This is a genomic window from Rhodococcus sp. SORGH_AS_0303, from assembly GCF_030819335.1.
Lineage (GTDB): Bacteria > Actinomycetota > Actinomycetes > Mycobacteriales > Mycobacteriaceae > Rhodococcoides.
In genome coordinates, this window is sequence record NZ_JAUTBO010000001.1 from 1,745,523 (window position 1) to 1,759,796 (window position 14,274).

A 14,274-nucleotide genomic window follows, 5' to 3' on the forward strand; every position below is an offset into this window, starting at 1 on the left:
GTCCGGCGCCCCAGTCCACCGCGGAGAGCGAGGGACTACTGTCGTGAGGTGTGAACGCAGTGGCCACGTGGTGGGACGGAGTCGAACTCTGGATCGCCGGGTTGCCGTTCGTGCCCCAGGTCGCCGTTGTCCTGCTGGTGGTCGTGCCGGCAGCGGCACTCACCGCGTACGTCGTCGACATCGTGTTGTCTGCGCTCTTCGATGCCAGGCGGCGCTACTTCCGCCGGACGCCCGCCGACCGGGATCCCGCAGCCGTGACCACCGGCAACTCCGACCCCCGAGAGAAGTGACACCGTGCCCCGCTCCCGTGTGACCCTGGCCCTCATCGCGCTGATCGTGCTGGTGATCGTCGCGTGGCTGCTGACTCGGTAGCAGGCTCTCTCCGACTTTCTGCTAAATTCTCGGCTGTGTCCGACGCAGCCCCGCACCCGATCCGCCATGAACTGGCGCTGATCGCTGTCGGCATGCTCGCGGTCGCTGACGTCGACTGTCGCTGACCTCACACGGCGCGCCCTCACCGATTCCGGCGCGCTCCGCTCGTCAGTTCCGTCCATCACCGCTGTTCATGTCCGTGCCGCCGCGCGATCGCGTGTGCCGCACTCCTCGAGAGGTCCACCGTGTTCCCATCACGTCGTGTCCGCCTGCTGTCCGCCGCCGCCGTCGCGGCCGCCCTCACCCTGACCGCGTGCTCCACCGGGTCCTCCGACACCGTCGGGGAGACCGCCGCGTCCACGTCCGGTCCGTCGCTCACCCTCGTCGGGTACGCCGTGCCCAAGAACGGGTGGGATGCCATCGGCGCCGCGTTCGCCTCCACCGAGAACGGTGACAACGTCACCATCAACGCCGACTACGGCGCCTCGGGCAACCAGTCGCGCAAGGTCGCCGACGGCGCACCGGCCGACATCGTCAACTTCTCGGTCGAGCCCGACGTCACCCGACTGGTGAAGGCCGGCAAGGTCGACGAGGCCTGGAACCAGAACCGCCTACGGTGGCGTGCCGTTCGGCTCCGTGGTGTCCATCGTGACGCGACCGGGCAACCCGAAGAACATTCGCACGTGGGAGGACCTGATCCGCCCCGACGTGCAGGTCATCAGCCCCAGCCCGCTCAGCTCCGGCTCGGCGAAGTGGAACTTGTTGGCGCCCTACGCCTCCGTGAGCAACGGCGGCCAGGATCGCCAGGCCGGCCTGGACTACGTCACCGAACTGGTGAAGCACTTCCCGGTGCAGCCCGACTCCGGCCGCTCCGCGTCCGAGGCGTTCCTCCAGGGCCAGGGCGACGTCCTGCTCAGCTACGAGAACGAGGCGCTGTTGCTCGAGGGGCAGGGTCAGCCGGTGGAGCACATCGTTCCGGACCAGACCTTCCGCATCGACAACCCCGTCGCGGTCGTCAACTCCAGTGCGAATCTCGAGCAGGCCAACGCCTTGAACGACTACCTCTACACCGCGGAGGGCCAGAAGATCTGGGCCGACAGCGGTTTCCTGTCCCGTCGACCCCGCAGTCGCCGCCGACTACACCGACAAGTTCCCGACGCCGCAGAAGCTGTACACCATCGACGACCTCGGTGGCTGGGCTGCGGTGGACAGTGACCTGTTCGGCGAGAACGGTGCCATCAACGCGATCTACAAGGCATCGAGCTGACCATGACGACAGAGGTCGCCGGTCGGCGAAAGTTCCTCCCTCGCCGGCCGGCCTCCGGCCTTCCCGCCTCTCGCCGGCCGGCCTCCCATCTTCCCGGGGGATCGCTCACGCTCGGCACCGTCGTCCTGTGGCTCTCGATCATCGTCCTGCTGCCCCTGGCGGCCGTGCTGAGTCGCTCCCTGTCCGACGGACCCGCCGAGTTCTGGGACGCGGTCACCGATCCGCGGGCGCTGGCCACTCTGCGCGTGACGGTGCAGGTCTCGGTGGTGGCGGCGCTGATCAACGTGGTGATGGGCACCGTCATCGCCTGGGTGTTGGTGCGAGACGACTTCCCGGGCAAGTCCGTCGTCAACGCCCTGATCGACCTGCCGTTCGCCCTGCCCACCATCGTCGCGAGCCTGGTGCTCCTGTCGCTGTACGGACCGATGAGTCCGGTGGGCATCACGTTGAACGCCACCAAGGCCGGTGTCGTGCTCGCCCTCGCCTTCGTCACGCTTCCGTTCGTCGTCCGCGCGGTGCAGCCGGTCCTCATCGAGCTCGACCGGGAAGTGGAGGAAGCGGCCGCCTCGCTCGGTGCGAGCAATCTGGTGATCTTCCGGCGGGTCGTGCTGCCGGTGCTGCTGCCGTCGATCCTCTCGGGTGCCGGACTGGCCTTCTCGCGGGCACTCGGCGAGTTCGGATCGGTCGTCCTCATCGGTGGCAACATTCCCGGCGAGACGCAGATCGCGTCGCAGCTCATCCGCGAGCAGATCGAGACCGATCAGCCCGTCGACGCGGCCGCGATCTCCGTGGTGCTGTTGCTCATCGCCTTCGTGGTGCTGTTCGTGCTGCGCATCGCCGGTAGCCGCCTCGCCCGGCGGGAGGAGCAGAAGTGAAGCTGTCCACCGGAACTCGACTGAGCCTCCGTACGGTCGCGCTGCTCTATCTGGCCGTGCTGGTGGTGTTTCCGCTGGGTGCGATCCTGTACCGCACGTTCGAGAACGGCATCGTCTCGTTCTTCCAGCTCATCACCACACCGGCCGCACAGTCGGCGTTGCAGTTGTCGCTGATCATCGTCGCGATCGTCGTGCCGCTGAACGTGGTGTTCGGCGTCGTCACGGCCCTGGCTCTCGCGCGCGGCAACTTCCGTGGCAAGGGTCTCGTGCAGGCGGTCGTCGATCTCCCGTTCGCGGTGTCCCCGGTCATCGTGGGTGTCGCGCTCATCCTGCTGTGGGGTGCCGGCGGCTGGTTCGGCTTCCTCGCCGAGTGGGGCATCACGGTGATCTTCGCGCTGCCCGGCATGGTACTGGCCACCATCTTCGTCACGCTGCCGTTCGTGGTGCGCGAGGTGGAACCGGTGCTGCACGAGATCGGACAGGAACAGGAGGAGGCCGCGGCCACGCTGGGCGCGACGTCGTGGCAGACCTTCTGGCGCATCACACTTCCCGCCATCCGCTGGGGGCTGACGTACGGCGTCGTCCTGACGGTCGCCCGCGCGCTCGGCGAGTTCGGTGCCGTCATCATCGTCTCCACCAACCTGCCGGGCATCTCACAGACGCTGACGCTGCTGGTGAACGCCAGGTACGAGGACTTCAACCAACCGGGCGCGTACGCCGCGTCGACACTTCTCATGGTCGTCGCCGTCATCGTGTTGTTGCTGATGACGGTTCTGGACCGCAAGCGAACCAAGGAATGAGCACCGTGACGACGACGACCACGACGACAGAGGAGCGCACGGGCGGCATCGAGATCTCCGTCCGGGGAGCGCGGAAGAACTACGGCGACTTCGCGGCCCTCGACGACGTGTCCCTCGACATCCCGTCCGGATCGTTGACGGCGCTGCTGGGGCCCAGCGGGTCGGGCAAGTCGACACTGTTGCGGTCGATCGCCGGACTCGAGGAGCTGGACTCCGGCGTGGTGGTCATCGCCGGCGACGACGTCACGACCGTCAGTCCGCAGAAGCGCGACATCGGATTCGTCTTCCAGCACTACGCCGCGTTCAAGCACCTCACCGTGCGCAAGAACGTCGCCTTCGGGCTCGAGATCCGCAAGCGGCCCAAGGCCGAGATCGACGAGCGCGTCGATCAGCTGCTCGACATCGTCGGCCTCTCGGGTTTCCAGACGCGCTTCCCGGCGCAACTGTCCGGTGGCCAGCGTCAGCGCATGGCCCTGGCCCGCGCGCTCGCCGTGGATCCGCGGGTGCTGCTGCTCGACGAGCCGTTCGGTGCCCTGGACGCCAAGGTGCGGGCCGATCTCCGCACGTGGCTCCGTCGACTGCACGACGAGGTGCACGTCACCACGGTGCTCGTCACGCACGATCAGCAGGAGGCGCTGGACGTCGCCGACCGGATCGCGGTCATGAACAAGGGCCGGATCGAGCAGGTGGGCGCTCCTCGCGATCTCTACGACACCCCGGCGAACGATTTCGTCATGTCCTTCCTCGGCGAGGTGTCGCGGCTCAACGGCCAGCTGGTCCGTCCGCACGACATCCGGGTCGGCCGCACACCGGATCTCGCGAACGCGCAGCAGACCGGCACGGCCGAGAACGCGGGGGTGTTGCGGGCGACCGTCGAGCGTGTCGTGCACCTGGGCTTCGAGGTGCGGGTGGAGCTGCGCAACGGCGCCACCAACGAGCTGTTCTTCGCGCAGATCACCCGCGGCGACAACGAGGCGCTGGGGCTGCAGAGCGGGGAGACCGTGTACGTGCGTGCCACGCGCGTGCCGGTGATCCCCGGCTGACTCACGCGCGGTCGACGCACCCCGACCGGACACACACGGTCGGGCCACGGAACGCCGGATCACCGCATCGCGTGACCATCGCCAGCACGTCGCCGGCGTGGATGTCCGACGGCAGGTCGAGCGCGGGGCACACGCAGCGCCCCGACCGGGTGCAGAGGCAACACGGAACCGGTCGGCACACCGGATGGCGCGAGGCGAGGCGGACGGACACCGGGGCGACACCCGAGTCGGCACCGGTCGTGACGACGCGGAGGAGCCCTCGGTACACGTCCACCGACCGGACTCGGGTCACCGTGACCACCGCGGTGCCCGCTCGGACGGCCACGGCGTCGCCGTACTCGTCGCACAGATCGTCGAGGAACGTCTCGGCGCGCCCGTCGCTTCGGACACACAGCCTGCCCCCGTGGGTGTGAATCTCCCCGGGCCACAGCGCACGAGCATCGTCCGGAGACGACAGCGACGGCAGTAGTTCACGCAAGGTCATGACTCGACCCTGCATGCTCCACTGCCGTCGTCGGCGGTTCCTGACGTCGTCTCGACGCGGGGGCGTCTCTTCCTTACGCGTTCGATGCGCGCAGCACGGCTGCCGCGACCTCGGCCGGCGTCGCGGTGTCGTCGGCATCGACGTGGTGATCGGTGACCGGGATCCCGGCCGCAGCGATCTCGACTCGCGCGGCAGCGAGATCCTCGCCGTCCGCCGACGAGATGGGCACGATCGCGACCACTCCGGCATCCGCGAACAACCGGGCCAACCGGGCGAGTTGCACCGTCGCGGCGCGGGTTCCGGCTGCGGCGTCGATGTCGAGGACTCCGCGGACGTTGTCACCGCCGACGATGTAGGCGGTGCGACCGGAGGCGGTCAGTGCGTCCTCGAGCGCGACGGCGACGGCGGCCTTGTGCGAGGACGGGTGGCCGGTGAGCCAGATCGTCGCACCGTGCTGACCGGTACGGCGGACACGCTCGTCGCGGGTGATCGACGACGGAACCCAGGACGGGGTGTCCGAGCGGTCGAGCACCGCGCGGGACCCCTCGATGATGCCCGCGGCCACGGTGTCGTTCGTGTGCTCGTCCAGCAGGATGAACGCACCGGAGTCGCGGTTGTCCGCGTAGTCGTCGGTCACGATCACCGCACTGGTCCGCAGCGTCACCCGTGCGATGTCGTTGAGCGACAGGTTCTCCGAGCCGGGATGCTCGTCGAGCGTCTCCGGATCGAGTCGCGAGTGGATGCGCTGCACCGTCGCGCGCACCGTGGTGGTGGTGTGCTTGATCGCCAGTCGGTCGCCGACACCGAGAGGTGCCTCCGCCAGCCAGCACACGGTGGCATCGAATTCCCGTGCGAGCGTGGGCAGGTGGGCGTCGGGCTCGCCACTGACCAGGACGTCGCCGCGGGCCACGTCGATGTCGTCGGCCAGTTCGACGGAGACGCTGAGCGGAGCCACGGCGACGTCGCGGGCGTCGTCCAGCGTGTCGAGCGCCGTGACCACACTGCGCGATCCGGACGGCAGCGCGACGATCGAGTCGCCGATCTGCACGGTGCCGGCGGACAGCCGGCCGGTGTACCGACGGCGTTCGCCGTCGGTGGGGCGAGAGACCCACTGCACGGGCAACCGCAGCTCCGTGGCGACCGGTGCGGGAGCGACCAGGTCGATGCTCTCGAGGTGATCGAGCAGAGTGGGGCCGGTGTACCAGGGCATGGTCGAGGACGGCCGAACGACGTTGTCGCCCAGCTTCGCCGCGATCGGGATGACCAGGATCTCCGTGCCGAGGCGGGCACCGAGGTCGGCGAGCTCGCGCTCAACGTCACGGAAGCGGGACTCGTCGAAGTCGATGAGATCCATCTTGTTGACGGTCGCCACCAGGCGGTCGACACCCACGAGCGTCGCGATCCGGGCGTGACGACGCGTCTGCCGCAACACGCCGGCGCGGGCGTCCACGAGCAGGATGGCGACGTTCGCGTTGGAGGCTCCCGTGAACATGTTGCGCGTGTAGCGCTCGTGTCCCGGGGTGTCTGCGAGGACGTAGCTGCGACTCGGCGTGGAGAAGAAGCGGTAGGCGACATCGATGGTGATGCCCTGCTCGCGCTCGGCACGCAGACCGTCCGACAGGGCGGCGAGGTCGGCCACGCCCTCCTCGTCGGTCACGGCGTCGAGGTGATCGAGCGGAAGACTGTCCGTGTCGTGCAGCAGCCGCCCGATGAGGGTGGACTTGCCGTCGTCGACGGAGCCGGCTGTGGCGATGCGCAGCAGCTGACGCGGGGCGGTGGGAGCCGGGGACACCGGAACGTCCGACACCGGAAGCGGATTGGTGATGGTCATCAGAAGTACCCCTCGCGCTTGCGATCTTCCATCGCGGCTGTGGACGTGCGGTCGTCGGCGCGGGTCTCGCCGCGCTCGGACACGGTGGCCGCGGAGATCTCCGTGATCACCCCGGCGATGTCGGTGGCGTGCGAGCGCACGGCGCCGGTGATGGTGAGGTCGCCCACCGTGCGGTAGCGCACCATCTCGACGGCAGCGGTCTCGTGCTCGGTCGGGGAGGTGAACTCCGAGGTGGCGAGCAGGATGCCGTCGCGCTCGAACACCTCGCGCTCGTGGGCGAAGTAGATGGACGGCAGTTCGAGCTGCTCGAGCTCGATGTACCGCCAGATGTCCAGCTCGGTCCAGTTGCTCAGCGGGAACACGCGGACCTGCTCACCGCGCTTGATGCGGCCGTTGTACAGCGACCACGGCTCGGGGCGTTGGGCCCGCGGATCCCACTGGCCGAACTCGTCGCGGAAGCTCAGCACACGCTCCTTGGCGCGCGCACGCTCCTCGTCGCGCCGCGCACCACCGAAGGCGGCGTCGAACTTGTTCTCCTCCAACGCGTCCAGCAACGTCCGGGTCTGGAGACGGTTGCGCGAGCCGGAGGACCCGCCGACCTCGCGGACGCGACCGGAGTCGATCGACTCCTGGACGGACGCGACGACGAGGCGATGGCCGCCCTCCTCGAGTCGTCGGTCGCGGAACTCGATCACCTCGGGGAAGTTGTGTCCGGTGTCGACGTGCATCACCGGGAAGGGAACGGGGGAGGGGCGGAACGCCTTCTCCGCCAGGCGGAGCAGGACGATGGAGTCCTTGCCCGCCGAGAACAGCAGTACGGGTCGTTCGAGCTCGGCCACCACCTCGCGGATGATGTGCACGGACTCGGCCTCGAGTGCCCGGAGCTCGTCGACGTGGGTGACGTCCACGCTCGTGGCGGCTGTCATCGGGTTCCTTCCTCGGTCGAGTGCAGTCCGCACTCGGTCTTGGTGCTGCCGGCCCAGCGACCGCTGCGCGGGTCCGCTCCGGGAGCGGGCTTGGCCGTGCACGGTGCGCACCCGATCGACGGGTAGCCCTCGTCGACGAGCGGGTTCACGAGGATGCCGTGCTCGTCGATGTAGGACTGCATCTCGTCATCGGACCACGCCGCGATCGGGTTGATCTTCACCAGGCCGAACGCCTCGTCGAAGGAGATCAGCGGCGAGTTGGCGCGCGTGGGTGCCTCGACGCGGCGGATGCCGGTGACCCAGGCGCTGTAGTTCGCCAGCTCACGCTTCAGCGGCACGACCTTGCGCAGTGCGCAGCAGCGTGCGGGATCGCGGGCGAAGAGATCCTTGCCCTCGAGCCTGTCCTGCTCGGCCACCGACACGGTCGTCTTCGCGTCGATGACGTTGACCCCGTAGACCGACTCGACGGCGTCACGAGTACCGATGGTCTCGGCGAAGTGGTAGCCGGTCTCCAGGAAGAGCACGTCGACACCCGGATGCACCTGCGCGGCCAGATGGACCAGCGCGCCGTCCTGCATGTTCGACGCGACGATGTAGTCGTCGCCGAAGGTGTCCTCGGTCCAGCGCATGAGCTCGTCCGCCGAGGCGCCGTCCATCTCCCGCGCACCCCGCTCGGCGATGGCGCGGAGCTCGGACTCGGTCAGGTGGCGATGGGTGGCGACGCTCATGAGACAACCTTTCGCGGGCGGACGGTCCAGGAGACAACGCGAGGGCGGGACACGCGATTCCCGTGCTCGCTCACTGCAGATCCGCGTCGTCGGCGCGTACGGCCCACTGCGCGAACCGCTCGCCCTCGTCGCGCTGCTTGACGAAGTTGCGGACGACCCGGTCGATGTAGTCGCCCAGCTCGGCGCTGGTGACCTTGTGCTGGCGCAACTTCCGGCCGAAGGCACTGTCGAAGCCGAGGCTTCCACCGAGATGGACCTGGAAGCCCTCCACCTGTCCGCCGTCACCGTCGTCCACCAGTTGGCCCTTGAACCCGATGTCGGCGACCTGTGAACGAGCGCACGAGTTGGGGCAGCCGTTGATGTTCACGGTGATGGGGACGTCGAGTTGCGCGTTGACGTCGGCCAGCCGCTGCTCGAGTTCGGGGACGAGCACCTGCGAACGCTTGCGGGTCTCGGCGAAGGACAGCTTGCAGAACTCGATGCCGCTGCACGCCATCAGGTTCTTGCGCCAGATGGACGGCCGCGCCGGCAGACCCAGCGCGTCCATCTCGGCGATGAAGTCCTCGAGCTTCTCGTCGGAGATGTCCAGGACGATGAGCTTCTGGTACGGGGTGAACCGGATGCGATCCGACCCTGCCCGCGCGGCCGCGTCGGCGACCTTCGTCAGGATCGTGCCGGACACGCGGCCCGCGATGGGGGCGAGTCCGACGGCGTTGAGGCCGTTCTTCAGCTTCTGGACCCCGACGTGGTCGACGGGCCGGGTCGGCTTCTCCGGGGCGGGGCCGTCGAGAAGCGGCCGCTTCAGGTACTCGGTCTCGAGCACTTCCCGGAACTTCTCCACGCCCCAGTCCTTGACCAGGAACTTCAGCCGCGCCTTGTTGCGCAGACGCCGGTACCCGTAGTCACGGAAGATCGAGACGACGCCTTCCCACACGTCGGCGACCTCGTGCAGCGGCACCCAGACCCCGAGCCGCTGCGCGAGCATGGGGTTGGTGGACAGACCGCCGCCGACCCAGACGTCGAGGCCGGGACCGTGCTCGGGATGGTTCACCCCGATGAAGGCGATGTCGTTGACCTCGTGGACCACGTCCTGCTGGCCGGAGATCGCGGTCTTGAACTTGCGGGGGAGGTTCGAGTACTCCGGCCGGCCGATGTAGCGCTCGACGATCTCGTCGATGGCGGGCGTGGGATCGAGGACCTCGTCGAGCGACTCGCCGGCGAGCGGGGAGCCCAGCACGACGCGCGGGCAGTCGCCGCACGCCTCGGTGGTCTTCAGACCGACAGACTCGATGCGCCGCCAGATCTCGGGGACGTTCTCCACCTCGATCCAGTGGTACTGCACGTTCTCCCGGTCGGACAGATCGGCGGTGTCGCGGCCGAACTCCTGCGAGATCTCACCCAGAGTGCGCAACTGCAACGCGCTGAGTGCGCCGGCATCGCAGCGGATGCGCATCATGAAGTACTTCGCTTCGAGCAGGTCGATGTTCTCGTCGCCCGTGAAGGTGCCGTCGTAGCCCTGCTCGCGCTGGGTGTAGAGCCCCCACCAGCGGAAGCGTCCGCGCAGATCGGCCTTGTCGATGCTGTCGAAACCCTGCTTCGAGTAGATGTTCTCGATCCGCGCGCGGACGTTGAGCGGGTTGTCGTCCTTCTTGCTCTGTTCGTTCGCGTTGAGCGGTTCCCGGTAGCCGAGTGCCCACTGGCCCTCGGACCTCCGCTTGGCGGGACGGGTCGACCGTGCGCGCGGCGCAGCGGTGTCGGGGGTGTTCGTCATGGGCGCTCCAAGGTCGGGCGCCGAACAGGAAGGGGTGTCTCGGAGGGCTGGTCCGCACACCTCGTCCCTGACCGGCCGGGGGGTGTGCGGGCTGGCGGGAGGGTCAGACGAGCGGCCTCAGACAGCTGCAGACGCGTGCGAGATCGACGTGGCGCCGAGCCACGAGCATGATCTCCACGACTGTCATGAGCCCCATTCTGCCACGACGCGGGTGCCTCCCCCGACCAGGGCGTCGACGAGGAGGGAGGAGGACACTGGTCCGGTGATCCCCGTTCCACTCGCTCCTCCCGCTGTCGGTGTGCTCGCACCCGAGTCGTTCGTCGATCGTCCGGCCGCGCCGTTCGGCCTCTACCTCCATGTGCCGTTCTGCGCGACGCGCTGCGGTTACTGCGACTTCAACACCTACACCGCCGGGGAGCTCGGAACGTCGGCGTCACCGCAGTCCTGGCTCGACGGGGTGCGCCGCGAGCTCGACCTCGCCGCGGCGACGTTCGCGCGGGAGTCGGGCAGTGTGCCCAGCGTCGACACCGTGTTCGTGGGCGGCGGAACACCGTCGCTGCTCGGCGCCGACGGCCTCGCCGATCTCCTCGGTGCCGCGCGCTCGTCCTTCACGTTCTCGGCCGATGCCGAGGTGACGACGGAGTCGAATCCCGAGTCGACGTCGCCGGCCTTCTTCGACGGAATCCGCGCGGCCGGCTACACGCGCGTGTCGTTGGGCATGCAGTCGGCGGCACCGCACGTGCTCGCGATCCTCGACCGCACCCACACCCCGGGACGCGCCGGGGACGCGGCACGGGAAGCGGCGGCGGCCGGGTTCGACCACGTGAACCTCGACCTCATCTACGGAACGCCGGGAGAGAGTGACGACGATCTCGACGCGTCGTTGACGGCGGTGCTCGACGCCGGTGTCGACCACGTGTCCGCGTACGCGCTCATTGTCGAGGACGGGACGGCCCTGGCGAGACGGGTGCGCCGGGGCGAGCTCCCGGCTCCGGACGACGATGTGCTGGCGTCGCGCTACGAGCGGATCGACGCGCGTCTCGGCGCGGCCGGCTTCGGGTGGTACGAGGTGTCCAACTGGGCGCGGGGCGACGGTGCGGAGTGCCGGCACAACCTGGGGTACTGGGACGGCGGTGACTGGTGGGGCATCGGTCCCGGCGCACACAGCCATGTGAACGGGACGCGGTTCTGGAACGTCAAGCATCCGGCGCGATACGCGGAGACGCTGGCGAACGGTGCGCTGCCGATCGCGGACAGCGAATCTCTCACGAGCGACGAGCAACACATGGAACGTGTCATGTTGACCGCGCGGCTGCGGGCGGGAATGGCCGCTGGTGATCTGTCGACGGACGAGGTGGCCCGTGCGGACTCGATCGCGTCCGACGGACTGCTCGTCCGTCTGGGCGATCGGTACGTCCTCACCGACCGTGGGCGGTTGCTCGCCGACGGGGTCGTGCGCGACATTCTCGAGTGAGTGCCGCTCAGGCCCCGATCGCGTCGTAATCGAACACCCGCGCGTGCAGGACGACACGGTTTCGCAGCGCAGCCCGCACCGCCCGGTGCAGGCCGTCCTCGAGGTACACGACGCCGTGGTAGTGCACGGCATGGGGAAACAGGTCCCCGTAGAACGTGCTGTCCTCGGACAGCAGACGGTCGAGTTCGAGCACCTTCGTGGTGGTCACGATCTCGTCGAGGCGCAACTGACGTGGCGGAATCTTGGACCAGTCGCGGAGCGACAGACCGTGCTCCGGATACGGCTTGCCGTCGCGCACTCCCTTGAAGATCACACCGGTCACAGTAGTGACTCGGGCGAGCGGAATGGGGCACCCGCGCGTCGCCGACTAGAATCGGCTGGTCCCGCACAGCCACCGGTCCCGAGCGTAGGAGGGTTGCGATGTCGAGTACGGAGGATCGACGTTTCGAGGTCCTGCGTGCCCTGGTCGCCGACTATGTCGCGACGCAGGAGCCCATCGGATCGAAAGCACTGGTCGATCGACACAATCTGGGAGTGTCCAGCGCTACCGTGCGCAACGACATGGCCGTGCTGGAGGCCGAGGGCTACATCACGCAGCCGCACACCAGCTCGGGTCGTATCCCCACAGACAAGGGCTACCGGCAGTTCGTCGACCGCATCGCCGACGTCAAGCCGCTCTCCGCGGCGGAGCGACGGGCGATCCTGCAGTTCCTCGACACCGGTGTCGACCTGGACGACGTGCTGCGGCGCGGTGTTCGCCTGCTCGCCCAGCTGACCCGTCAGGTCGCCGTCGTGCAGTACCCGACCCTGTCCGCGTCGTCGGTCCGCCATCTCGAGGTGGTGGCCCTGACGCCGGCGCGACTGTTGCTGGTGCTCATCACCGACTCCGGCCGCGTCGATCAGCGCATCGTCGAACTCGGCGACGTCATCGACGACGAGGACCTCTCGCGTCTGCGGTCGCTGCTCGGCGGCGCGCTGGAGGGCAAGCGTCTCGCCCTGGCGTCGGCCGCGGTGGCCGAACTCGCCGAGACGGCGCCCGAGGATCTGCGCGACGCCGTGGTGCGCTCGTCGACCGTGCTGGTCGAGACGCTCGTCGAACACCCGGAGGAGCGGCTCGTGCTCGGGGGGACCGCCAACCTGACGCGCAACGCCGCCGACTTCGCCGCGCTCAGTGGGTTCCCGGGGTCGCTGCGCTCCGTGCTCGAGGCGCTGGAGGAACAGGTCGTGGTGCTCAAGCTCATCGCGGCGACCCAGGACACCGGCCGAGTGACCGTCCGGATCGGCGAGGAGACCATGGCCCCTGAAATGCGGGGCACCTCGGTGGTCTCCACCGGCTACGGCTCGGCGGGCAACGTGCTGGGCGGTATGGGTGTGCTCGGCCCCACTCGCATGGACTACCCGGGAACGATCGCGTCGGTCGCGGCTGTTGCTCGATACATCGGAGAGGTGCTGGCCGAACGATGACGGCCGGTGCACTCACCTGCCCCACCCGAACTTTTCCCGACCCACCTTCCACCAAGAGGATATGAGTACACACGTGGCACGCGACTATTACGGAACTCTGGGCGTCGACAACAAGGCGTCGGACCAGGAGATCAAGCGCGCGTATCGCAAACTCGCGCGTGAGTTCCACCCCGACGTCAACCCCGACGAGTCGGCCCAGGCCCGCTTCAAGGACATCAGCTCCGCGTACGAGGTGCTGTCCGATCCCGAGAAGCGACGCATCGTCGATCTCGGTGGCGATCCGCTCGAGAGTGGCGGCGGAGGCGGAGCAGGCGGCTTCGGCGGTGCCGGCTTCGGCGGCGGACTGGGCGACGTGTTCGAGGCGTTCTTCGGCGGCAACGGCGGCGGCACCCGCGGACCCCGCGGTCGCGTCCAGCCCGGCTCGGACTCGCTGCTGCGCACCACGCTGACGCTGGAGGAGTGCGCCACCGGCGTCACCAAGCACATCGCCGTCGAGACGGCCGTGCTGTGCGACGTGTGCACCGGTTCCGGGACCAACGGCGACTCGACGCCGGTCCGCTGTGAGACGTGCAACGGTGCCGGCGAGGTGCAGTCGGTCCAGCGGTCGTTCCTCGGACAGGTCATGACGGCGCGTCCGTGCCCCACCTGCCGCGGCGCGGGCGAGACGATCCCCGATCCCTGCCGCAAGTGTGGCGGCGACGGGCGCGTGCGTGCCCGCCGCGAACTGGCCGTGAAGGTGCCGGCCGGTGTCGGCAGCGGGATGCGCATCCGCCTCGCGGCGCAGGGCGAGGTCGGCCCCGGCGGCGGTCCCGCCGGTGACGTGTACGCCGAGGTGGTCGAGAAGTCGCACGACGTGTTCGTCCGCGACGGCGACGATCTGCACTGCACCATCCGCGTGCCGATGGCGGACGCCGCCCTGGGCACGTCCGTCAGCGTCGACGCGATTCCTCGACGGTCCCACGACGATCACCGTCGACCCCGGCACGCAGCCCGGCTCGGTGCAGGTCCTGCGCGGTCACGGCATGCCCAAGCTGCGCAGCGGTGTCCGCGGCGATCTGCACGCGCACCTCGAGGTGGTCGTCCCGGCCCGCCTGGACTCCACGGAGACCAAGTTGCTGCAGCAACTGCGCACTCACCGCGAACGCGACAACGCCGAGGTGGTCACCACCGCATCGCAGCACACCGGGGGACTGTTCTCCCGTCTGCGCGACGCCTTCAGTCGCTGATCGGGCGGGGGAC

13 protein-coding genes and 2 pseudogenes are annotated in these 14,274 nt (G+C 68.7%); 9 read left to right on the forward strand and 6 right to left on the reverse strand.

The features are described from left to right. Positions 1–50: 50 nt before the first annotated feature. The 6 genes and pseudogenes from QE449_RS08235 (at position 51) to QE449_RS08255 (ending at position 4,357) form a co-directional block, all read left to right on the forward strand. Complete coding sequence (locus QE449_RS08235) at positions 51–290, forward strand: hypothetical protein (protein ID WP_037185709.1); 240 nt, start codon at positions 51–53, stop codon at positions 288–290. A 117-nt stretch (positions 291–407) separates the two neighbouring features. Beyond that, positions 408–497: an Ms4533A family Cys-rich leader peptide gene (locus QE449_RS21435; RefSeq protein WP_321163718.1), complete on the forward strand. Its 90-nt coding sequence runs from the start codon at positions 408–410 to the stop codon at positions 495–497. A gap of 120 nt (positions 498–617) precedes the next feature. Then, positions 618–1,639: pseudogene (locus QE449_RS08240) on the forward strand (sulfate ABC transporter substrate-binding protein). A 2-nt stretch (positions 1,640–1,641) separates the two neighbouring features. Then, complete coding sequence (cysT, locus tag QE449_RS08245) at positions 1,642–2,514, forward strand: sulfate ABC transporter permease subunit CysT (protein ID WP_307108609.1); 873 nt, start codon at positions 1,642–1,644, stop codon at positions 2,512–2,514. Beyond that, complete coding sequence (gene cysW / locus QE449_RS08250) at positions 2,511–3,314, forward strand: sulfate ABC transporter permease subunit CysW (RefSeq protein ID WP_307108610.1); 804 nt, start codon at positions 2,511–2,513, stop codon at positions 3,312–3,314. The genes cysT and cysW overlap by 4 nt, the downstream gene beginning before the upstream one ends. A gap of 5 nt (positions 3,315–3,319) precedes the next feature. Further along, a complete protein-coding gene (locus QE449_RS08255) occupies positions 3,320–4,357 on the forward strand; it encodes a sulfate/molybdate ABC transporter ATP-binding protein (RefSeq protein WP_307108611.1) in 1,038 nt (345 codons plus the stop codon). 1 nt (position 4,358) lies between these two features. On the opposite strand, the gene QE449_RS08260 is transcribed toward QE449_RS08255, so the two are convergent. The 5 genes from QE449_RS08260 to QE449_RS08280 all read right to left on the reverse strand — a co-directional run bounded on the left by QE449_RS08260 (position 4,359) and on the right by QE449_RS08280 (position 10,097). Further along, positions 4,359–4,841: a hypothetical protein gene (locus QE449_RS08260; RefSeq protein WP_307108612.1), complete on the reverse strand. Its 483-nt coding sequence runs from the start codon at positions 4,839–4,841 to the stop codon at positions 4,359–4,361. A gap of 73 nt (positions 4,842–4,914) precedes the next feature. Continuing rightward, positions 4,915–6,672, reverse strand: coding sequence for a GTP-binding protein (locus QE449_RS08265; RefSeq protein ID WP_222630393.1), 1,758 nt, complete (start codon positions 6,670–6,672; stop codon positions 4,915–4,917). Next, positions 6,672–7,598: a sulfate adenylyltransferase subunit CysD gene (cysD, locus tag QE449_RS08270; protein WP_222630395.1), complete on the reverse strand. Its 927-nt coding sequence runs from the start codon at positions 7,596–7,598 to the stop codon at positions 6,672–6,674. Before cysD ends, QE449_RS08265 begins: the two co-directional genes overlap by 1 nt. After that, a complete protein-coding gene (locus tag QE449_RS08275; RefSeq protein WP_027505713.1) occupies positions 7,595–8,326 on the reverse strand; it encodes a phosphoadenylyl-sulfate reductase in 732 nt (243 codons plus the stop codon). Before QE449_RS08275 ends, cysD begins: the two co-directional genes overlap by 4 nt. Before the next feature lie 70 nt (positions 8,327–8,396). Then, positions 8,397–10,097, reverse strand: coding sequence for a nitrite/sulfite reductase (locus QE449_RS08280; protein ID WP_056445789.1), 1,701 nt, complete (start codon positions 10,095–10,097; stop codon positions 8,397–8,399). 298 nt (positions 10,098–10,395) lie between these two features. Here QE449_RS08280 and hemW point away from each other — a divergent pair, with 298 nt between their 5' ends. Beyond that, complete coding sequence (gene hemW / locus QE449_RS08285; protein WP_056446332.1) at positions 10,396–11,571, forward strand: radical SAM family heme chaperone HemW; 1,176 nt, start codon at positions 10,396–10,398, stop codon at positions 11,569–11,571. Between the two features lie 7 nt (positions 11,572–11,578). Here the strand turns inward: hemW and QE449_RS08290 are convergent, their stop codons facing one another. Then, positions 11,579–11,884, reverse strand: coding sequence for a type II toxin-antitoxin system VapB family antitoxin (locus QE449_RS08290; RefSeq protein WP_027505715.1), 306 nt, complete (start codon positions 11,882–11,884; stop codon positions 11,579–11,581). Positions 11,885–11,991: 107 nt separating this feature from the next. On the opposite strand from QE449_RS08290, the gene hrcA reads away from it, so the two are divergent. Beyond that, positions 11,992–13,035 (forward strand): heat-inducible transcriptional repressor HrcA, encoded by a 1,044-nt coding sequence (hrcA, locus tag QE449_RS08295; RefSeq protein ID WP_027505716.1) that lies wholly within the window; start codon positions 11,992–11,994, stop codon positions 13,033–13,035. Positions 13,036–13,108: 73 nt separating this feature from the next. Then, a pseudogene (dnaJ, locus tag QE449_RS08300) lies at positions 13,109–14,261 on the forward strand (molecular chaperone DnaJ). Positions 14,262–14,274 lie beyond the last annotated feature (13 nt).

Bases quoted from the DNA above. Each gene is read 5' to 3' on its own strand.
- cysD (WP_222630395.1), bottom strand. From the start codon at position 7,598: ATGACAGCCGCCACGAGCGTGGACGTCACCCACGTCGACGAGCTCCGG.
- cysT (WP_307108609.1), top strand. From the start codon at position 1,642: ATGACGACAGAGGTCGCCGGTCGGCGAAAGTTCCTCCCTCGCCGGCCG.
- QE449_RS08275 (WP_027505713.1), bottom strand. From the start codon at position 8,326: ATGAGCGTCGCCACCCATCGCCACCTGACCGAGTCCGAGCTCCGCGCC.
- hrcA (WP_027505716.1), top strand. From the start codon at position 11,992: ATGTCGAGTACGGAGGATCGACGTTTCGAGGTCCTGCGTGCCCTGGTC.
- QE449_RS08265 (WP_222630393.1), bottom strand. From the start codon at position 6,672: ATGACCATCACCAATCCGCTTCCGGTGTCGGACGTTCCGGTGTCCCCG.
- QE449_RS08280 (WP_056445789.1), bottom strand. From the start codon at position 10,097: ATGACGAACACCCCCGACACCGCTGCGCCGCGCGCACGGTCGACCCGT.
- QE449_RS08260 (WP_307108612.1), bottom strand. From the start codon at position 4,841: ATGACCTTGCGTGAACTACTGCCGTCGCTGTCGTCTCCGGACGATGCT.